The organism is Bradyrhizobium retamae, assembly GCF_001440415.1.
Taxonomy (GTDB): domain Bacteria; phylum Pseudomonadota; class Alphaproteobacteria; order Rhizobiales; family Xanthobacteraceae; genus Bradyrhizobium; species Bradyrhizobium retamae.
Map to the genome: position 1 here is coordinate 45575 of NZ_LLYA01000214.1, position 21435 is coordinate 67009.

A 21435-nucleotide genomic window follows, 5' to 3' on the forward strand; every position below is an offset into this window, starting at 1 on the left:
TCGGCGGCCTGCTTCCGCGGCGGATCGAGCGCGCCGCAATCGTGGATTTCGGCGACTTGGTGATCGCTTTGGTGATCGCTGAAGCCGAGCACCTGGCGCACGATCTCGTCGGTGTGCGAACCACACCCGAACGGGCGTAACTGATATCATGTCTATCGCCCGAACGTTTGCGATCCGAATTGACGACTCGGCTTCTGGCTCGCCGAGGTGACATTCTCTCTTGAGTGAGGGAGGCGTCCGTCCGGTCGGCGCGAGGCAATTTCGGTAGGGCAACAGTCATGGATCATCGGAGTGTACCGGACCCTGTTCACCGCGTTCCCCTCGACCGCAAGGCTCAGCTCGGAAACGATCTGCCAGGCTCGTGGTGGATGTCCGCGGATTCATTGCCACGCTTCCTGACCCACACGGGAGATAACAGCGCCGGCAATGGCGGCAAAGGTTATTTTGCCGGGAGCCTGATCCACAGCAGCTACGCTGGTTTCGAGCCGCTCAACGTGGTGTGGCCGGGCGTCCATGCGACAGCCCTCGCCCATCAGACGAACATCGCCTATTTTGATCAGTCCGCAAGCCAGATCGCGGGAGTTGGCGGTGATGGCGGCAATTGGAATGCCGCATTGGGCGGAAGCGTCGGCGCGTTCGGGTCTGTCGGCATCGGCGCGATCGCCACCGGTGGCAACAGCGCCGGCAATGGTGGCGACGGCTACTTCTCTGGAGCGATGGTGCATGCTCCTGTCGCGGTCTATGCACCCATCAACATTGCGGTGGCGGGAAATAATTCCAGTGCCAACGCCGATCAGACAAACAATGTGGTGTTCGATCAGTCCGCGTTTCAGATGGGCGGCGTTGGGGGTGATGGCGGGAACGGCAATGCCGCGATCGGTGGAGGTCTGTCGGTCTTCGAAACTGGCTACGGGCCCCACTTGCCCATCGGCTGGTCAGGCCTCTCCCACGGCGGGATGGGCTCCAATGTGATCGCGAGCGGGGATAACCACGCAGGCAACGGCGGGGACGGATACTTCTATGGGGGCATCGTTCACGCGTCGTTTGCATTGTACTATCCGATCAACATCGCGGTGGCGGGATACAATTCCACTGCCTACGCCGAACAGACAAACAACGTGGTGTTTGATCAATCCGCGTTTCAGATGGCCGGTGTTGGGGGCAATGGCGGCAACGGCAACCACGCGATTGGCGGAACTGCGGACATCTTCTCTTCGATCTTCGACTTGATCGGCTCTGACGTCATCACGACCGGCAACAACAGCGCTGGCAATGGCGGCAACGGCCATTTCTCGGGAAGCATGATCGACATCGACGTGGCGATCTACGTCCCGATCAACATTGCAGTCGCCGGCTACAACTCGACAGCCGAGGCTCATCAGAGCAACAATGTCGTGTTCGATCAGAGCACGATCCAGATTGCTGGAATCGGTGGTGACGGCGGCCACGGCAACGCTGCGCTTGGCGGTGATTTCGCCATGCAACTGTTGTCGGACCTTCACTTGCTGGATCTCGCCTAGCGCCTTTTCCGTTTCGATCGAATCGAAACGAGGTTCCAGGTTTTGATTTGACGCGTCTTCCTGGCGCAAACCTCTCCGCTTCTTGAAAACGCTCGAGCAGCACTGGGGCTGCGCAGATCGCGGGGGCGAGAGGGTAGCATTTCGGGCGTACACCTTCGCTTCGAAAGACATCAGCTTTGGCAGCTAGACCGCTCCGGTGTCCAAAACCAAAATCGTTGCTGTCCACATTGGGACACACAGTGTGCAAACCAGCTCAGGGAGACTGACATGGCAAAGGCAAAGGCATTGTTTCCTTCCGACACGATCGCGCTGAAGATTTCGACCGGCGGCAACAGCGCGGGAAACGGTGGAGACGGCGTCAATACGGGTGACATCAGTAGCAAGCCCAGTATCGAGTTCAACCCGTACAACAAGGCTGACGGCGCCGACGTGTACGTCAAGACCGGCGATCAGGTTCATCAGAAGGCCTACTGGGACGCCGGGGGCGCGAATGTGAAGGCGGAGAAGCATTCGAAAGCAGAGGGCGGCAAAGCCGTATCGAATGGCGACCAGGAATCCGACAGCGGCCACAATAAGTCCGACGTGGATGCCAACACTTCGGCCCACCAGAAAAACTACCTCTCGGCGGATATGAGTCAGAACGTGTGGGCCGGCATTGGCGGTGACGGCGGCAACAACAACAAGGCGGAAGGCGGGGACGTTGACATCAAGATACTGAACGACTCGCTCAACAGCCACGAAACCTACTATATCGACGATTCAGGCATGTTAGCGCACGGCTGATCGGCGACTCTGGAGGGGCAGAGAACCGGCGGCGGGGGCTGCCGGTTCTCACTTCGCTGCAAAGTCGGCGAACAATGGGACGGGAAGGGTCGGACTTCAGAACTCTGGCGGGAACGCAATGCTGACGCCACCGCTTCGGCTGCAAACAATGTCACCAGCGCGGACGCCGTTGAAAGCGGCCTTGCGGGCCTGCGCTGGATCGCTCGGGCTCGTTTTCTCATATAGCTGCAGCTATAATCTTCTTCTCCTCGCGCCTTCGATCTATCTGCTTCAGATCTACGATCGCGTGCTGTCGAGTCGCAGCGGCGCTACGCTCCTGATGCTGACGTTGATCGTTGCGTTTACCGTCGTGGTTGGCGGCGTGCTTGACGCACTGCGCCGCGCTGCATTGGGCCGGATGGGCGAGTGGCTTGAAGAAGAACTCCATCCGGCAGCGCTCTCCGCGTGCTTCAAATACGCCTATGAGGCTGATCGGGCGCGGGCATCGGAAGCCTATCGCGATCTTGCGACCTTGCGTCAGTTCGCACAGTCCGGAGCATGCTCGACGCTGTTTGACGCGCTCTGGACGCCACTTTTCCTCGGCGTTCTCTTCCTCGTGCATCCCTTGTTGGGCGTAGTCGGCACACTCAGCGCGTTGTTCCTGCTTGCTCTAGGGCTTGCCGGAGACCGTCTCACGCACGGCCCGCTGGCGCGATCGGCTGCTGCGCTGACGAGGAGCCAGGGATGGTTCGGCATGGCCGTCGGAAACCTCCACGTGATCAGAACCATGGGAATGCTCGACGGCGCCACACGCCTGATCGGTCAGGCTGCGCAGGATGCCCGGAGCGAGCAAGAGGCGGTTCAGCGCCGCAGCGAAACCATCATGCTGATCTCCAAACCCGTGCGGGCGCTGACCCAGGTCGTGATCATGGGCACTGCCGCCTGGCTCGTTCTCGAGCAGGACAGAAATCCCGCCATCATCTTTGCCGCGAGCATGCTGTTCGGACGCGCGCTCCCGCCCGTTGAAGGGGCGATTGCGGGCTGGAAGGCGTTCGCGATGGCTCTCGCCGCCTACCGCCGGCTCAATGACATCATGTCCGCAGTCGCCCCGGCTGCGAGCATCAGGACTCTCCCGGACAGGCCGAAGGGCGACCTCATCGTCAACAATCTCGGCGCCGCCCTGCCGGGATCGAACCATCTGTTCGTGAAGGGCGTGTCGTTTCGTCTCGCGCCAGGTGAATGTCTTGGCATCATCGGTCCATCGGGCTCCGGCAAATCCACGCTCGGCAAGATCATCGCTGGAATCTCGGCTCCAACGGCAGGTTCGGTGCTGCTCGATGGCGTCGACATTTCAGCCGTGCGCGATTTGGGCGGCGGCCGGCGGCTTGGGTATCTGCCGCAGGATATCGATCTCTTCGGAGAAACCATAAAGGACATCATTGCACGGCTGGACGACGCCGATTTGCAGAAGGTCATTGAAGCAGCAAAGCTGGCCGGCATTCACGAGACACTCATCCGGCTGCCGCAGTCGTACGATACGGTCGTCGTTGGCGGAGGCGCCAATCTGCCGCGCGGGTTTCGCCAGCGCCTGGGCCTTGCACGGGCGTTTTTCGGCGATCCGCACCTCGTGGTCCTCGACGAGCCTAACTCCAGCCTCGACGCGCTCGGCGAGCGCATGCTGTTCGACGCTATTGAATGGATGAAGGCCGCCAATACGACTGTCATCATCATCACCCACCGGATCGGGATTCTCGGCGCAACGGACAAGATTGCCATCATGCAGGACGGTGCTGTCAGCGCATTCGGCGACAGCAGGGAAATTTTCGAGAGGTGCCTGGCCCGTCCCCAGGTCGCTTCACGCGAACCCGTGCCGGGTCGCTCCGACCAGAAAAACGAAGGCGGCGTCGGCGCCTGGCCGCAGCCGAGCTTGCCATGATCCGCGGCAAACATCCTCACCATCGCCTTGCCCGAGGGGAATGCGATCTCATGAGAATTGCATTCGCTCACCTCGACATCCGGGCGGTTCAACGATGGGTGAAATCGGCGCCAGCGTTCTGCGACCGGCTTCGCGGTGTCACCTCGATCCGTATCAGGCATTTCCAGGGTCTCCCGGCCCGAAGAGGGTGGGATCGTCTGAAAACTGCAATCGCTCACGCTGAAATCTGGCAGGTCCCGCGGTGGTTGAGATCGGCGCCGCCAGCGCTCCGTGACCGGCTTCGCGGTATCACCTGGACAGGAAACGTGCTGGCTTTCGGCTTTGTCGTAGGTTTCGGCACCTGGTCAACCTATGCCCCCCTCGAGAGCGCCGCGATTGCTGTCGGCACCGTCGAATCCGAGTCGAGCCGCAAGACGATTCAGCACCTCGAAGGTGGCATCATCAGGGAAATTCTGGTCGCGGACGGCGACGTTGTCCGCGCCGGACAGACGCTGATCTCGCTGGAAGACACCAAGGCTCGCGCCGAAGCCCAGAGTCTGCAAGGCCAGTTGTGGGAGGCGGTGGCACGAGAGGCGCGGCTGCAGGCGGAACAGCACGGCGACTGGCGGGTGTCGTTCCCGCCCAGGCTGGAGACGGCGCAGAATGCCAGTCAGTCGGTCGCGGATATCCTTGCTGGCCAGCAAGCCATCTTCGAGACGCGCCGGCAGGTCTTTCAATCGCAAGTCGCCGTGAACCGGGAAAAAAGGTCGCAGGTGGAAAAGGAGATCGAGGGCCTCAGGGCGCAGGAAAGCGCGGCGTCGAGGCGCGTCGAAATCGTGCGCGAAGAAGCGATAACCGTCGCCATGCTCGTCAACAAGGGACTTGAGCGGCGCCCGAGGCTTCTGAACCTCGAGCGGGAAGTTGCCGACATCGAGGGACGGCGGGGTGAGATTGTTGCGCAGATATCGCGCGCCGAGCAGGTCATCAACGAATCGCAGGCAGTTCTGCTCAAGATGGAGAGTGACCGTCATAACGAGATAGCGCAGTCGCTGCGCGACGTGCAAAATCAGATTTTTCAGCTACGCGAGCGACTGCAGGCGGCCAACGACCAGCTCTCGCGTACAGCGGTCAAGGCGCCCGAGGACGGCGTTGTAACCGACCTGAAGATCCATACGCCAGGCGGCGTGATCGGCGCCGGCGCACCTCTCATGGATCTGGTTCCTCGGCAGGATCGACTCATTGTGATTGCGCGTGTCAGGCCCGAGGACATCGATGTGGTCCGTCCCGGACTGAGCGCCGACGTGAATCTTCTGCCCTACAATCAGCGCCGCATACCACGGCTTCATGGGACTGTGACGCACGTTTCTGCCGACCGTCTGGTCGACAAGCGTACCGATCAGCCATACTACGCAACCAAGATTCGAGTGCAGGATCCGGCAAGCACCGGGATCGATGGTGTCCAGATTGTTCCGGGAATGCCGGCCCAGGTATTCATCAAGACGGGCCGCGGCACCGTGGCGCTCTACGCTCTCCGGCCCCTGCTCGACAGCTTCGACGGCGCGTTCCGCGAGGATTGAGCTGCGATCAGAACTGCGAGCTCTGGCAGCTCTCAAGATGACCGCACGCGTGAGGGCTGCGCATGACCGTTGGCTCGGCTCCAGCGAACGACCGCCTCGGTGCGGTTATGCGCGGAGCACTTTCGCATGATACGTTGTATATGCATTTTTACGGTGTTTTCCGAAAGGTTGAGCTTGACGGCAATCAACTTGTTCGGAAGGCCGAGCTGCAGCGCCTCGAGCACATGTTGTTCGCGCGGCGTAAGGTCACCCATCGCCTTCTCCGGCACAATCCTGGTGCCGCCGTTATCCTCGTTCGTTACGATTAGTTCGGACGCGTCGGGGCATCCCGAGATCGTCTTGCTCGATGCTGCTCCGTTTTGCCCCACGATCGGTAACGGTCGGTAGACCCCACCGGCAAGGACCAGGCGTAATCCGGCAATAGCTAGTTCGACCGGGATCGATGTCGGAAAGAAGCCGCGCACTCCGCGTTGCATCGCGGCCGAAGCCGTCGCATCGTCGTCGCGGTTTGACAACACGGCAACGGACGCTTTCGGGCAGGTTTCTGCAAGGAGGGCGAGGCTCTCCTCGATCGAAGGATCAGTGATCTGCTTGTGCCCGATATTCAGCGCAATCAAGCGGATGTCTCTGCCGGATAGCCAGTTCAGGCCACTAGTCGTGGCCATCTCGACGATCTCGAACCCAGTGAGCTCTCTCTTGAGGATGTTGAGGATGCACGTACGCGCCAGGACATGTTGCTCGATGATCACGAGCACCGGCGAGTTTTGTGATACCAAGGCCAGTTCCGCGGGATTAGAAAAATCGTCCATGATGTCCCCGAATTCAGAGATTAGCTGTCACTCCACAAGCTTTGATTCCATTTTCCATGGAGCAAATCTGCCCCACACACTCTGCAGCGGTTTGCTGCTGATCGCAACGTCGCTTCCGGCTTTCGAATTTGTGGAACGTCGCCGGAGGATCTTCTGGTCCGTCGCAATAGATCTTGGCAGCGGTTCTGTCGTAGGCTAGCTGCTGCAAATATTCCGGTACGCGCTCGCCGCCGCTGAATTGGCGGGACCATCGACGACGTATGCTTCATCTTCCGTCACGAGATACAAAAACGGCCTATCTCCGGTACCTTCGCCCGACGGCTTTTTACCTTTGACACGACCACAAATGGTGTCGACGGACTGCCCGAGCGTATTTTTGCGGATGGCCCGTTTCATTTCACCGAACTCGGCAGACGCCGGCTCCTCCAACTTCGCGGCAATCGTGGTCTTCGCCTTGATCATGACCGGATCGGACGTCTCAGCGGGCCGACCAGATGCCGGGGCTTCGACTTTCGCTTCGATCATGGTGGACTTCGCCTTTTTCTCAGCGCGTTGGGTCCCGTCGCGGACGTGGGCAATCGACGGCTCTTGCGTCTTCGTCGCGATTGTGGATTTGGCTCTTGGTGCCGCGGAATGCGTCTTGGATGACGCTGGCGCCGGTTCAATCGGCCGGCTGGCCGCCATCCCGTTGAGACAGCCGGACCCAATGGCGTCCGTGCATGCTTCCATGCTTGCTTGCGGCGGTAAGAGGCAGCTACAGCCAACCAGGGTCGCAGCCAGAACACCAATGAGAAGCGTTCTCATGCTAATCCCTCATAAAGGGGCCTGAGGTCCGCTCGCAATTCTTGCGGCGATCTAAAATGTTGCGCTGGTTGTCTATCATTTGCGCAAAAGTCTTAACTGCTTGTTAAACGCCCGTCCTTCGCCGCAGCGAGCTCCAGCATCGTTAATTCCGGAGCAACGCAGTTTCGCGGTGGGTGGGCGTTGCGATGATGAGAGCTGCGGCGGGTGGCCGCCGTGCCGATTCAACCTGACTTCCTCTCGCCCTAACAAAAAGGCCGCCGAAACCGGCGGCCTTTCGTGCTGTTCGGATGGCGTCGTTACTCCGCCGCCTGCTTGCGCGGCGGCTCGAGCGCGCCGGAGTCGTGGATTTCGGCGATCTGGTGATCGCTGAAGCCGAGTACCTGGCGCAGGATCTCGTCGGTATGCTCGCCGAGCAGCGGGGAGCGGGTCACCTCGCTCGGTGAGTCCGACAGCTTGATCGGATTGCCGACCGAGATGTACTTGCCGCGGGTCGGATGATCGACCTCGACCACGGTGCCGGTGGCGCGCAGCGACTGGTCCTCGGCGATCTCCTTCATCGACAGGATCGGGCCGCAGGGGATGTCGTCCTTGTTGAGTATCTCCATCGCCTCGAACTTGGTCTTCGTCATCGTCCACTGTTCGATGCGGGCGAAGATTTCGTTCAGCCGGGGCAGGCGGGCCGGCGGCTTGGCGTAATCCGGATGGGTCTTCCAGCCGGGCTCGCCGATGACGTCGCAGATCTTCTCCCAGACCGGCGCCTGGGTGATGAAGTAGATGTAGGCGTTGGGATCGGTCTCCCAGCCCTTGCACTTGAGGATGCGGCCAGGCTGACCGCCGCCGGAATCGTTGCCGGCGCGCGGCACGGCGTCGCCGAACGGAATGCCTTCGCCGTACTGGCTGTATTCCTTCAGCGGGCCATGGGCGAGGCGCTGCTGGTCGCGCAGCTTTACGCGCGCAAGGTTCAACACGCCGTCCTGCATCGCTGCGGTGACGCGCTGGCCTTTGCCCGAGTGGGTGCGCTGATAGAGCGCGGTGACGATACCGAGCGCCAGATGCAGCCCGGTGCCGCTGTCGCCGATCTGCGCGCCGGTGACGAGCGGCAGACCGTCGCGGAAGCCGGTGGTCGAGGCGGCGCCGCCGGTGCACTGCGCGACGTTCTCATACACCTTGCAGTCTTCGTACGGGCCGGGACCAAAGCCCTTGATCGAGGCCACGATCATCTTTGGGTTGATGCTATGGATCTTCTCCCAGGGGAAACCCATGCGGTCGAGCACGCCGGGGCCGAAGTTTTCCACCAGCACGTCGCAGCTCTTGATCAGCGCGGTGAGGACTTCCTTGCCCTTCGGGTTCTTGGTGTCGAGCGTGATCGAACGCTTGTTGTGGTTCAGCATGGTGAAATACAGGCTGTCCACGTTCGGGATGTCCTGCAACTGGCCGCGCGTGATGTCGCCGACGCCGGGGCGCTCGACCTTGATCACGTCGGCGCCGAACCACGCCAGCAATTGCGTGCAGGTAGGGCCCGACTGGACGTGGGTGAAATCGAGAATACGAACGCCCGTGAGCGCCTTTGTCATCGTCATTGCTCCGTACTGTGTCTGTACTGCGTGATGCAGATTGAATGAATGGAGGTCGGTTACTTCTTTTTCAGAACGCTCTGCGGATTGAGGTTGCCGATGCGGCCGCTCTCCGAGCCTGCCGCCGGATCGATCACGGCGTTGATCAGCGTCGGCTTGCCGGAATCCATCGCCGCGTTGACGGCGCGCTTCAATTCGTCGGGCGAGGTGGCGTTGATGCCGACGCCGCCGAAGGCTTCCATCATCTTGTCGTAGCGCGAGCCCTTGACGAACACCGTCGTCGCCGGATCGGAACCGCCCGTATTGACGTCGGTGCCGCGGTAGATGCCGTCATTGTTGAAGATGACGATGCAGACCGGAAGCTGATAGCGGCAGATGGTCTCGATCTCCATGCCGGAGAAGCCGAACGCCGAGTCGCCTTCGACCGCGAGCACGGGCTTGCCGGTTTCGACCGCGGCCGCAATCGAATAGCCCATGCCGATACCCATTACGCCCCAGGTGCCGACGTCGAGCCGCTTGCGCGGCTTGTACATGTCGATGACGCCGCGGGCGAGGTCGAGCGTGTTGGCGCCTTCGTTGACGAGGATGGCGTCCGGCCGTTCCTTGATGATGGTGCGCAGCGCGCCGAGCGCGCCGTGATAATCCATCGGGGAAGCGTTGCTCATCAGCTTCGGCGCCATCTTGGCGACGTTGTCGTCACGCTTCTTGTTGACGGTCGAGACCCAGTCGGCTGGCGCGGCCGGCCAGTTGCCGCCCATGCCCTCGAGCAAAGCGGACACGCAGGAGCCGATATCGCCGACCACGGGGGCCGCGATCTCGACGTTTGAATCCATCTCCTTCGGCTCGATGTCGACCTGGATGAATTTCTTCGGCGCATCGCCCCAGGTCTTGCCCTTGCCGTGCGACAACAGCCAGTTGAGGCGGGCGCCGATCAGCATCACGACGTCGGCGTCCTTCAGCACGGTCGAGCGTGCGGCACCGGCCGACTGCGCGTGCGTGTCGGGCAGCAGGCCCTTGGCCATGCTCATCTGCAGGAACGGCGCGCCGGTCTTTTCGACAAAGGCGCGGATCTCGTCGTCGGCCTGCGCGTAAGCCGCGCCCTTGCCGAGAATGATGAGGGGGCGCTTGGCGCCCTTGAACACGTCGAGCGCGCGCTTGACGGCCGACGGGGCAGGGATCTGGGCGGGGGCTGCATCGATCACCTTCACCAGCGACTTTGCGCCGGCGCCGGCGTCCATCACCTGGCCGAAAAGCTTGGCCGGCAGGTCGAGATAGACGCCGCCCGGACGTCCCGACACCGCGGCGCGGATCGCGCGGGCGAGACCGATGCCGATGTCGGCGGCATGCAGCACGCGGAACGCTGCCTTGCAGAGCGGCTTGGCAATCGCAAGCTGGTCCATCTCTTCATAGTCGCCCTGCTGCAGGTCGACGATCTCGCGCTCGGAGGAACCCGAGATCAGGATCATCGGGAAGCAGTTGGTGGTGGCGTGGGCCAGCGCAGTGAGGCCGTTGAGAAAGCCGGGCGCCGAGACCGTGAGGCAGACGCCGGGTTTTTTGGTGAGAAAGCCGGCGATCGAGGCCGCGTAGCCGGCGTTCTGCTCGTGGCGGAACGACAATACGCGCATGCCCGCGGCCTGCATCATGCGTCCGAGGTCGGTGATCGGGATGCCCGGCACACCATAGATAGTATTGATGCCGTTGAGCTTGAGCGCATCGATGACGAGATGAAAGCCATCCGTCAGCTCTTGCTCGGTGCCCGGTGCTTCGGACTTGGTCGCGGTATTCAGCATGGGCTTCATCTCCCTGATCGTTTTGGTTCGGACGATTTTTCGTCGTCTTCTGGTGCGAAGGTTCGTCTAGCTAAAAAGTTCCTGCCCGTGCGCTTCGACGTAGGCGGCAAGGCCCAGCGTGTGGTCGCGCGCGCGCTTCTCGGCGAGTTCGGTGTCGCGTGCTTCCAGCGCTTCGATGATTGCAAGATGTTCGGGCAGCGAGGTCGCGGTGCGATCCTTGCGTCCGATGGTCAATTGCCGGTAGCCGCGCACATGCAGCAGGAGATCGTTGGTCAAATCGACCAGCACCGGCGATTCCGAAAGCGAGATCAGCGCCTGATGGAACGCGATGTTGGCCTTGGAGTATTCCTCGACATGATCCTGCGGCAGCCGGTCCTTGCCAAAATCCTTGAAGAAATCGCGCAGCGCGGTGATGTCCTTCTTGCGCGCGGTGGTCGTGATCAGGCGCGCCGCCATGCTCTCGAGTGCGGCCCAGGCGCGGATCATGTCGACGATCTCGGTCTTGGTGCGGCGGACCACGACGATGCCGCGACGCGGCACGGTTCTGACGAAGCCATCCTGTTCCAGCATCGCGATGGCTTCGCGAATAGGGGTGCGGCTTACGCCGAGGCGCTCGGACAGCGCGCGCTCGTCGAGCATCACCTGCTCGGGTGTCGCATAGATATCCATCTTGAGAATAGCTTCCTTCAAGGCCTCGTAGGCCTTGTTCTTGAAGCTCGTCTCAGGCGCAATCCGAACGATTGCGATATCTGCCTCAGCCATGACAGGCGGCGCCTTGGTTTGTTTACGTGCGGGCACGACTCGTCTCCTCCCTGTTTTGGAGACGTCTTCTTAGCAGAAGAAACACCCGAAGATTTTTGGCATACCAAATACCAGGATGTCAAGATGCCCGTGTTTTCGCTGTTTCAGCGCGATAGTTTGTCTTGACAATCCAATCTCTGGCATACCAAATGCCATAAACTAGCCCCAGGAGGAAGCCAATGTCAAATTCTGCAGATGCGGCCCGCAAGATCGCCGAGCCCAGCGCCCAAGAGGCTGTCCGCCGGGTGCTCGATACGGTGAAAGCCGAGAAGCGCACGAGCCTCACTGCGCCGGAAGGCAAGGTCGTGTGCGATGCCTATGGCATCCCGGTTCCTAAAGAGGGCGTGGCCAAATCTGCCGCTGATGCGTCCAAGATCGCATCCAGCATGGGCTTCCCGGTGGTGATGAAAATCGTCTCGCCGGACATTCTCCACAAGACCGAAGCCGGCGGCGTCATGGTCGGGGTCAAGACCGCGGCCGATGCCGAGAAGGCCTATGACACCATTCTCGCCAATGCGAAGAAGTATAAGGCCGACGCCAAGGTCGATGGCATCCAGGTGCAGCAGATGCTGGCCGGCGGCACCGAAGTCATCGTCGGCTCCATTACCGATGGTTCGTTCGGCAAGCTTGTCGCCTTCGGCCTCGGCGGCGTGCTGGTCGAGGTGCTGAAAGACATCACCTTCCGCCTGGCGCCCGCAACCAAGGACGATGCGCTGTCGATGCTCGATGGCATCCAGGCTCATGACATGCTGAAGGGCGTGCGCGGTGGCGATCCGGTCAGCCGCGATGCGCTGGCTGACGTCATCGTCAAGGTCTCGCAGCTCGTCAGCGATTTCCCCGAAATCGTTGAACTCGATCTCAATCCGGTATTCGCCACCAAGAAGGACGCGATTGCCGCCGACGTGCGCATCGTCGTCGATTTCGACTACAAGCCGCGTCCGGCGCCGCGCCCGACCGAAGAAATCGTCACTGCGATGAACCGCATCATGCAGCCGAAGGGCGTTGCTGTGATCGGCGCCTCGGCCGAGGACGGCAAGATCGGCAACTCCGTGATGAAGAACCTGATCAACGGCGGCTACAAGGGCGATATCTATCCGATCCACCCGAAGGCGGCCGATATCCTGGGCTACAAGGCCTACAAGAGCGTCAAGGATGTTCCGGGCGTAATTGACACCGCGGTGTTCGCGATCCCCGCAAAATTCGTTGCCGGCGCGCTGGCCGAATGCGGCGAGAAGAAAATTCCAGGTGCCGTGCTGATTCCGTCGGGCTTTGCCGAAGCCGGCGCGCCAGAATTGCAGGCCGAGATCGTCGAGGTCGGCAAGAAGTACAACATCCGCCTGATGGGGCCGAACATCTACGGCTTCTATTATACGCCGGCCAATCTCTGCGCCACGTTCTGCACCGCCTATGATGTCAAGGGTTCGGCAGCGCTGTCGTCGCAGTCCGGCGGCATCGGCATGGCGATCATCGGTTTTTCGCGCTCGGCCAAGATGGGCGTCTCCGCGATCGTCGGTCTCGGCAACAAGTCCGATATCGACGAGGACGATCTGCTCGCCTTCTTCGAACAGGATCCGAACACCGCGATCATCGCTCAGCACTGCGAAGACCTGAAGGATGGCCGCGCCTTTGCGGAGGCTGCCAAGCGCGTCGCCAAGAAGAAGCCGGTGGTGGTGCTGAAGGCGGGCCGCACCTCGGCCGGTGCGAAGGCGGCATCCTCCCATACCGGCGCGCTTGCCGGCAACGACAAGATCTACGAGGACGTGTTCGCGCAGTCGGGCGTGATCCGCGCCCGCAGCTTGCGGCAACTGCTCGAATTCGCGCGCGGCGTGCCGGTGCTGCCGACGCCGAAGGGCGAGAACATTCTGATCATCACCGGTGCGGGCGGCTCGGGCGTGCTGCTGTCGGACTCGGTGGTCGACAACGGCCTGTCGCTGATGACGATGCCGCCGGACCTCGATGCCGCGTTCAGAAAATTCATCCCGCCGTTCGGCGCGGCCGGAAATCCTGTGGACATCACCGGCGGCGAGCCGCCGATCACCTATGTCAACACGGTGAAGCTCGGCCTGTCGGATGAGCGTATCCACGCGCTGATCCTCGGCTACTGGCACACCATCGTGACGCCGCCGATGGTCTTCGCCCGCAATATGGTCGAGGTGAAGAAGGAGATGGAGGCCAAGGGCTTTGTGAAGCCGATCGTGGCCTCGCTCGCCGGCGACGTTGAGGTCGAGGAGGCCGCCGAGTATCTCTACCAGAACGGCATCCCGGCCTATGCCTATTCGACCGAACTGCCCGTCGAGGTGCTCGGCGCCAAGTACAAGTGGGCGCGTGGCGCGGGCTTGCTCTGAGCTTATCAACGATAAATGCCGCTTCGGAAGCTCTCCGAAGCGGCATTTTTGTCCAACTAATAACAACAAGCGGACATTCGCCGTTCGACGCGCTGGCACTCTGACTGATTCATGGATGCAGGTCGCGATGAGAAAAGACGTGGTCCGGCGCAAGGCGATAGAGCCGAAATCCGGTGCAGACCAGGACGAGAACGCCCGCGACGGCGGCGTGCAGTCCGTCGATCGTGCGCTCTCGATCATCGAGACGCTGGCTGAAGACGACGAAGGCTATCGCCTGAGCGATCTCGCCATCCGCACGGGACTTTCGACCTCAACCGTGCATCGCCTGCTCGGGACGCTGGAAAGCCGCCGCTTCGTGCAGTTCGACCGCACCGAATCGAAATGGCACGTCGGCACGCGCGCCTTCACGGTGGGAGCAACCTTCGCCCGCCGCCGCAATTTCACGGCACAGGCGATGCCATACCTGCGCAAGCTGCGCGACCTGACGCGGGAGACGGCGAATCTCGCCGTCGTCGACGACGAATTCATCATCGTGCTGACTCGCATGGAAAGCCGCGAGATCATGCGTTCACTGACCAAGGTCGGCGGCCGTGTCGCCATGGTGGCCTCCGGCGTCGGCAAGGCGGTGCTCGCGACCTATTCCAACGAAGACGTCAGCGCGATCATCCATCATCACGGCATGCCGCGGTTGACCGAAAAATCGATCGTGCGGCCGAGCGATCTGTTCAAGGAGCTCGAAAAAATCCGTCGCCAGGGTTTTGCGATCGACGACGAGGAAGCCTGCATGGGCCTGCGCTGCATCGCCGCCGTCGTCTACAACGACTGCGCCGAGCCCTTGGCAGCGATTTCCGTCTCGGGCATGACCAGCCGGCTGACGGATGAGCGGTTGCCGATGCTCGGGCAGACGGTGCGGGAAGTAGCGGCGGAGCTGACGGCAGCGCTCGGTGGTGTGGTGCCGGCGACGAGATCGGCCTGAGCCGGGTTTGCGGTCCGTGCCTGCGCGGATTGAGGTTGACGACCAGCTCGTATTTGGTCGGCGCCTGCAATGCGAGCACTTCAAACAGCCTTGAATGACTAGCTTGTAAGCTGACTTTCCGCTGGCGACCTCTAATGTCCTGGTCAAATCCGCTTTGGACATTTGGCGCGACTTGGTCTGAACGACGGTGCCGGATAGCGGCAGGGAATGCAGCAATTGATGCTTGGAAGGGGTTATAGTCGCACCGCAATCGAGCCATCGCCATGCGCCACGCCTCCCTGTTGCACGCTCTGGCCACAGCCGGCCTGTTCACCGGTCTGTTCCTGGGATCCAGGCTCATCTCAGATGCATCCGCCGCGACCGCCGGCCACGCCTTGGCCGTCTCCGTCGACGATTTCAATTATATCGACACGTCGAACGAGCCCGCCGATCAGACGGTCGTGCATGAAAAGCGATTGCGGGCTTTCATGACCGCGCTGCGGGACGACGTCACGGCAGACCGGCGTTTTGAGCTCGTGCCCTCCTCCTGCGCACCAAATTGTCCGAACAACGGACCAGCGTTGCGCGATCGGCTGCGCGCGGCGTCACAGACCGGCACGCAGATCCTGATTATCGGCATCGTTCACAAGCTAAGCACGCTGGTGCACGTTGTGCGGATTGCTGCCATCGATACGACAGCCCAGCGCGTCGTGTTCAGAAAGTACTTCCAGTTCCGCGGTGACAATGACGAGGCATGGCAGCGGGCGGAGCGCTTTGTATCGGAGGAGGTCCGCGACCGGCTGCTTGAAAGCAGATCACAGCAATAGGCGGCGCGCGTCTGCTATGGTGAAAACTGACCTTGCCGGAACGTTCGCTGTTGGTGCAAAAGAGCGGACGGTTGGCAAGGCCTCTCGATTCGCTAGAATATCCCGCAACGGATGAGCGGACGCGGTTGCGTCGTCTGCTGCAAGAAGATGCAGGGGGAGCCATGGATCGCAAGATCGCGATCGTCGGAGCCGGCGCCGTCGGCGGGTACGCCGGCGCCCATATGGTGCAAGCGGGCGAGGACGTCACGTTCATTGATCCCTGGCCCGAGCACGTCGAGCACATGCGAAAGCATGGGCTGCGCGTCACCCACGCGATGGATGTCGCGGAATTCTCGGTGCCCGTGCGCGCGCTTCACGTCACGGATGCGCAGCGGCTCGCCAAGGAGAAGCCGGTCGACATCGCCTTCGTCTGCATGAAATCCTACGACACCTCCTGGGCCACCATGTTGATCCAGCAATACCTGGCGCCGGACGGCTACGTCGTCTCGCTGCAGAACTGCATGAACGAGGAGACGATTGCCGGCATCGTGGGCTGGGGCAAGACGCTGGGCTGCATTGCCAGCAGCATCACGGTGAACCTGCCGGAGCCCGGCCATATCCACCGCGGCGCCGGCAAGGGCGGCGCGGCGCACACGGTGTTTCGCGCCGGCGAGGTGCACGGCCGTATCACACCGCGGGCGGAAGAGGTCTGTCGCCTGGTCGGCTATTCCGACAGCGCCAAGGTGACGGAGAATCTATGGGGTGAGCGCTGGTCGAAGCTGGTCGCGAACGTCATGGGCAATGGGCTCTCCGCCTGCACCGGCTTGCCGGGCGCCGAAATCCTGCAAAGCGAGCCGCTGCGCCGGTTCTCGACGCGCCTCGGCAGCGAAGCGATCCGCGTCGGGCAGGCGCATGGCTATCAACTGGAAGAGATATTGCATCTGCCGCCGGACACGATCGCGCGGGCCGGCGAGGGCGACGAGGAAGCCATGCGCGTCTGCGACGAGCAGCGCTTCAAAGACTCAAAGCGCACGTCTTCCCAGCAGCGTCCCTCGATGGGTCAGGACATGCAGAAGGGCCGCCGCACGGAGATCGAGTTCCTCAACGGCTTTGTCGTGCGCGAGGGCGAGAAGATCGGTCTTTCCTGCGCCGCAAACGCCGCGCTGACGGATATCGTCAAGCGCGTGGAGCGCGGCGAACTGAGCCCCGATCCGCGGAACATCACGGAATTGCGGATGAACTGAGCGGCCAGCGTCGTCTAGTTGACGGGTCCGCCGCGACCTAAATGCTCCATCTCCGGCTCGACCCTCGTTATCCCGCTCGTCCGGTTGACCATGATCGTGATGAGCCAAAGAACGATGCCCACCCCGATCAGGACACCGGCGACCCGGTACTGAACGGGGTCCCGGCCGGTCCAGGGACTGGCGAGGAAAGCGCAAAACACAGCGCCCAAGATCGGCAGAATGGTCGGTGTGCGAAAATGCTGATGACTTACAGAATCGCGCCGAAGCACCAGCACCGCAACGTTAACCACCGTGAAAACGCATAACAAAAGCAGCGCGGTGGTGCCTCCGAGTGCCGGCACCCCACCGACGAACGTGATCAGGGCAAACGCCAGCAAGGTCGTGAAGCCGATGGCGACATAGGGCGTCCGCCGCGTCCTGTGTACTCTCCCGAGAGCTGGCGGAAGCACATGCTCGCGGCTCATGCCATACACAAGGCGACTGGCCATGAGCATATTGATGAGTGCGGTATTGGCCACGGCAAACATGGTGATGAATCCAAAGATCCAGATCGGAAAATTTGGCGCGCCCTGTTGGACGACCTTGAGAAGCGGTGTTTCGCCTTCGCCCAATTGCTCCGGCGCCACCAGGGTGATTGCCGAGACCGAGACAAGAACATAGATGAGACAAGTAATCACAAGGCCTGCAAGCAGCACCTTTGGAAAGTGACGGCTTGGATCCTTGCATTCCTCGGCCATGTTCACCGAATCCTCGAAGCCTACCATGGCAAAGAACGCGAGCGTGGTCGCGGCAATCACCGGCCAGAACATGCCGCTGTCAGCGGTCGAACGAAACTGAATGACACGCGAGACATCGCCCTGGCCTAACCCGATCGCCCAAAGGCCGATCACAATGATGATCAGCAGTCCCGTCAGTTCCACACAGGTGAGAACGACGTTCGCTTTCAGACTTTCGCCAACACCGCGGAAATTGACCGCGGCAACGGCTGCCATGAAAGCGAGACCGGTAATCGTGATGGCAAGGGCCGATAGGTCGAGGCCCATTGCGTTCGACATGTTCGCGGCGAAAGCCCGGGAAGCGGTTGATGCCGAGGTGATACCCGAGCACATCACCGCAAATGCAACGATGAAAGTGACGAAATGGATGCCAAAAGCCTTGTGAGTGTAGAGCGCCGCGCCCGCGGCTTTTGGATATTTCGTGACCAGTTCGAGATAGCTGAACGCGGTCACAAGGGCGACCACAAACGCAACCACAAAAGGCAGCCATACGACACCGCCGACCTGCTTCGCCACCTGGCCGGTGAGCGCATAGATTCCGGTGCCGAGAATATCGCCGACGATGAACAGCAAGAGCAGCCAGGGGCCCATGACCCTACGAAGGCTCGGTTCGGCGGCGATCGATTGAGTACCGGCGTTCATAGGGACATCGGTCATCGCACGTCCTTTTTATCGGTGGCGCCAGCGCAGTCTACTGGTAGTTGAAGGCCTTGTGCAATAATTCTGCCTGGGGTTCGGCAGTGCGAATTGGCTGAAATCCGGAACCATTGCCAGCCGCAGCCATTCAATTGGCTGGCTCGAAGCGACTCTCGGGAGGGCTTGATATGCGATTGATCACATCAACTGCGATACTGGTCCGTCTGCGCGGACGGCAAGAAGTATGACCTCAAGTTTGATATGCAAATGAAGTTGAAGCGGAAGAATCTGGACTGAGTTCCGGACGCAAATCCTCCTCGCAAGGGCGTCCTCACAGGCTTTCCACCACGTTCGTAAACCAAGCGCCTGATTTGTCGCGCATTTTCTAACTCCCTCCCACACCGCGGGAAATAAAATCACCCGCGTTGAGATTACGTCTCACCGCAACGAAGATCGCCGCCAGAGCCAACACTGTTTGAGCGAGGCGCGACATGGCGAAGATGCGGGCGATCGATGCGGCTGTGCGGATCCTGGAGAAGGAAGGCGTGACCATCGCCTTTGGCGTGCCGGGCGCCGCAATCAATCCGCTTTACTCCGCGCTGAAGAGGCGCGGCTCGATCGGGCACATTCTGGCGCGCCATGTCGAGGGTGCCTCGCACATGGCCGAGGGCTATACCCGCGCCAAGGCGGGCAACATTGGCGTCTGCATCGGCACCTCGGGTCCGGCCGGCACCGACATGATCACCGGGCTTTATTCGGCGATCGCTGATTCGATCCCGATCCTGTGCATCACCGGGCAGGCGCCGCGGGCGCGGCTCTACAAGGAAGACTTTCAGGCCATCGACATTGAATCGATTGCAAAACCGGTGACGAAATGGGCGGTGACCGTGCGCGAGCCGGCGCTGGTGCCGCGCGTGTTCAGCCAGGCGTTTCACATCATGCGTTCGGGCCGTCCGGGTCCCGTGCTGGTCGACCTGCCGCTCGACGTGCAGCTTGCGGAGATCGAATTCGACGACGAGACCTATGAGCCGCTGCCGGTCTACAAGCCCGCGGCGACCCGCAAGCAGATCGAGAAGGCGCTCGACATGCTCAATGCGGCGGAGCGGCCGCTGATCGTGGCGGGTGGCGGCGTCATCAATGCCGATGCGTCCGAACTGCTGGTGCAGTTCGCCGAGACGGTCAACGTTCCGGTGGTGCCGACGCTGATGGGGTGGGGCGCCATCCCCGACGATCACGTGTTGATGGCGGGAATGGTCGGCTTGCAGACTAGCCACCGCTACGGCAACGCGACCATGCTGCAATCCGACTTCGTGCTCGGCATCGGCAACCGCTGGGCCAACCGGCACACCGGTTCAATCGAGACCTACACCAAGGGCCGGACTTTTGTGCATGTCGATATCGAGCCGACGCAGATCGGACGGGTATTCAATCCCGATTTCGGCATCGTCTCCGACGCCAAGGCGGCACTGGAATTGTTCGTCTCGGTCGCAAAGGAGTGGCGCAAGGCCGGCAAGCTGAGGGAGCGGCAGGCATGGCCGGCGGCGTGCCAGGACCGCAAGCGCACGATGCTGCGCAAGAGCCATTTCGACGACATGCCGATCAAGCCGCAGCGCGTCTATGAGGAGATGAGCAAGGCGTTCGGGCGTGACACCTGCTACGTCAGCGTGATCGGATTGTCGCAGATCGCCGGCGCGCAATTCCTCGGCGTCTACGGCCCGCGCAACTGGATCAATGCGGGGCAGGCCGGCCCGCTCGGCTGGACATTGCCGGCGGCACTTGGCGTGCGCGCGGCCGATCCGTCGCGCCAGATCGTTGCGCTGTCAGGCGATTACGATTTCCAGTTCCTGATCGAGGAGCTCGCGGTCGGAGCGCAGTTCAAGCTGCCCTACATCCACGTCGTCGTGAACAACTCCTATCTCGGACTGATCCGCCAGGCGCAACGCGGTTTTGACATGGACTACCACGTCCAGCTTTCCTTCGAGAACATCAACGCACCCGAGATCGGGGTCTATGGCGTGGACCATGTCGCCGTCGCGCAGGGGCTCGGCTGCAAGGCGATCCGCGTTACCGATCCGAACCATGCGCAGGCGGCGTTCGCGACCGCGCGCGAATGGATGGCGGAATTCCAGGTGCCTGTCGTGGTCGAATTCATTCTCGAGCGGGTCACCAACATCTCTATGGGCACCGAGATCGACAACATCATTGAGTTCGAGGAGGTGCTCGATCTGCCGCTGGACGACACCCCGGCCAAAGCGAGCGCGCCGCAATCCGGCAAGCTGCTGCCGGCATAACGCAAGGAGAATGAATCGTGCCGAAATTTGCCGCCAATCTCACCATGCTGTTCGGCGAGCAGCCGTTCCTCGATCGTTTTGCGGCCGCCAAGGCGGCGGGATTTAACGGGGTCGAATATCTATTCCCGTACGATTTCGACAAGGCCGATCTGCGCGAGCAGTTGCACCAGCACGGCCTGACGCAGGTGCTGCACAATCTCCCCGCCGGCAACTGGGCAGCCGGCGAGCGCGGCATCGCCATCCTGCCTGATCGCGTCGACGAATTTCGTGACGGCGTCGGACGCGCCATCGATTACGCCAAGGCGCTCGATTGCCGCCAGCTCAATTGCCTGGTCGGCATCGCGCCTGACGGCGCGGATGCGACCGATCTCAACGAGACATTGATCGGCAATCTGCGCTTTGCGGCAGACGTGCTCGCCAAGCAGCAGATCAGGCTCCTGATCGAGCCGATCAACACGATCGACATCCCCGGCTTTTTCCTGAACAAGACCGCACAGGCGCTTCAGCTCATTGCCGATGTGCGATCGAGCAATCTGTTCGTGCAGTACGACATCTACCACATGCAGGTGATGGAAGGCGACATTGCGCGAAGTTTGCAAAAGCATTTGCCGCGTATCGCCCATGTGCAGCTCGCCGACAATCCCGGCCGCAATGAACCGGGCACCGGCGAGATCAACTATCCCTTCCTGTTCCGCTATCTCGACGCTATTGGTTATCGCGGCTGGGTCGGCTGCGAATACAAGCCGAGGACGACGACGGTCGAGGGCCTTGGATGGCACGCGGCGCTGACGGCCGATACCTGAACAAGAAACGAAATAAGGGGAGTTGAA

General features: G+C 61.4%; 16 protein-coding genes. 10 read left to right on the top strand and 6 right to left on the bottom strand.

Annotated elements, in window-relative coordinates:
* Positions 1-368: 368 nt before the first annotated feature.
* The 4 genes from CQ13_RS36905 (at position 369) to CQ13_RS36920 (ending at position 5774) form a co-directional block, all read left to right on the top strand.
* Complete coding sequence (locus CQ13_RS36905) at positions 369-1520, top strand: hypothetical protein (RefSeq protein ID WP_057847676.1); 1152 nt, start codon at positions 369-371, stop codon at positions 1518-1520.
* A 267-nt stretch (positions 1521-1787) separates the two neighbouring features.
* Positions 1788-2303 carry a hypothetical protein gene (locus CQ13_RS36910; RefSeq protein WP_057847677.1) on the top strand — a complete coding sequence of 172 codons (516 nt, stop codon included), beginning with the start codon at positions 1788-1790 and terminating at the stop codon, positions 2301-2303.
* Positions 2304-2451: 148 nt separating this feature from the next.
* Positions 2452-4218, top strand: coding sequence for a type I secretion system permease/ATPase (locus CQ13_RS36915; protein WP_245309580.1), 1767 nt, complete (start codon positions 2452-2454; stop codon positions 4216-4218).
* Positions 4219-4523: 305 nt separating this feature from the next.
* Positions 4524-5774, top strand: a complete 1251-nt coding sequence (locus CQ13_RS36920) for an HlyD family type I secretion periplasmic adaptor subunit (RefSeq protein ID WP_245309581.1) — start codon at positions 4524-4526, stop codon at positions 5772-5774.
* Between the two features lie 32 nt (positions 5775-5806).
* Here the strand turns inward: CQ13_RS36920 and CQ13_RS36925 are convergent, their stop codons facing one another.
* From CQ13_RS36925 to CQ13_RS36945, 5 genes are all read right to left on the bottom strand, one after another.
* Positions 5807-6583: a response regulator transcription factor gene (locus CQ13_RS36925; protein WP_057847678.1), complete on the bottom strand. Its 777-nt coding sequence runs from the start codon at positions 6581-6583 to the stop codon at positions 5807-5809.
* Positions 6584-6778: 195 nt separating this feature from the next.
* A complete protein-coding gene (locus CQ13_RS36930; protein WP_245309582.1) occupies positions 6779-7108 on the bottom strand; it encodes a hypothetical protein in 330 nt (109 codons plus the stop codon).
* A 575-nt stretch (positions 7109-7683) separates the two neighbouring features.
* Positions 7684-8961 (bottom strand): formyl-CoA transferase, encoded by a 1278-nt coding sequence (gene frc / locus CQ13_RS36935; protein WP_057847835.1) that lies wholly within the window; start codon positions 8959-8961, stop codon positions 7684-7686.
* Positions 8962-9020: 59 nt separating this feature from the next.
* Entirely contained in the window at positions 9021-10751 is a 1731-nt protein-coding gene (oxc, locus tag CQ13_RS36940) for an oxalyl-CoA decarboxylase (RefSeq protein WP_057847836.1), read from the bottom strand.
* 66 nt (positions 10752-10817) lie between these two features.
* Positions 10818-11513, bottom strand: coding sequence for a GntR family transcriptional regulator (locus CQ13_RS36945; protein ID WP_057847679.1), 696 nt, complete (start codon positions 11511-11513; stop codon positions 10818-10820).
* A 218-nt stretch (positions 11514-11731) separates the two neighbouring features.
* Between CQ13_RS36945 and CQ13_RS36950 the strand changes: the two genes are divergently transcribed.
* The 4 genes from CQ13_RS36950 to CQ13_RS36965 all read left to right on the top strand — a co-directional run bounded on the left by CQ13_RS36950 (position 11732) and on the right by CQ13_RS36965 (position 16902).
* Entirely contained in the window at positions 11732-13897 is a 2166-nt protein-coding gene (locus CQ13_RS36950; protein WP_057847680.1) for an acetate--CoA ligase family protein, read from the top strand.
* Positions 13898-14024: 127 nt separating this feature from the next.
* Positions 14025-14873, top strand: coding sequence for an IclR family transcriptional regulator (locus CQ13_RS36955; protein ID WP_057847837.1), 849 nt, complete (start codon positions 14025-14027; stop codon positions 14871-14873).
* A 263-nt stretch (positions 14874-15136) separates the two neighbouring features.
* On the top strand, positions 15137-15679 hold the full coding sequence (locus CQ13_RS36960; protein ID WP_057847681.1) for a DUF2380 domain-containing protein: 543 nt from the start codon (positions 15137-15139) through the stop codon (positions 15677-15679).
* A gap of 161 nt (positions 15680-15840) precedes the next feature.
* Positions 15841-16902: a ketopantoate reductase family protein gene (locus CQ13_RS36965; protein WP_057847682.1), complete on the top strand. Its 1062-nt coding sequence runs from the start codon at positions 15841-15843 to the stop codon at positions 16900-16902.
* Positions 16903-16916: 14 nt separating this feature from the next.
* Here CQ13_RS36965 and CQ13_RS36970 read toward each other — a convergent pair whose 3' ends face one another.
* On the bottom strand, positions 16917-18335 hold the full coding sequence (locus CQ13_RS36970) for an APC family permease (RefSeq protein ID WP_057847683.1): 1419 nt from the start codon (positions 18333-18335) through the stop codon (positions 16917-16919).
* Positions 18336-18805: 470 nt separating this feature from the next.
* On the opposite strand from CQ13_RS36970, the gene gcl reads away from it, so the two are divergent.
* Both gcl and hyi read left to right on the top strand, forming a co-directional pair.
* Positions 18806-20605 carry a glyoxylate carboligase gene (gene gcl, locus CQ13_RS36975; protein ID WP_057847684.1) on the top strand — a complete coding sequence of 600 codons (1800 nt, stop codon included), beginning with the start codon at positions 18806-18808 and terminating at the stop codon, positions 20603-20605.
* Between the two features lie 17 nt (positions 20606-20622).
* Complete coding sequence (gene hyi / locus CQ13_RS36980; protein ID WP_057847685.1) at positions 20623-21408, top strand: hydroxypyruvate isomerase; 786 nt, start codon at positions 20623-20625, stop codon at positions 21406-21408.
* Positions 21409-21435 lie beyond the last annotated feature (27 nt).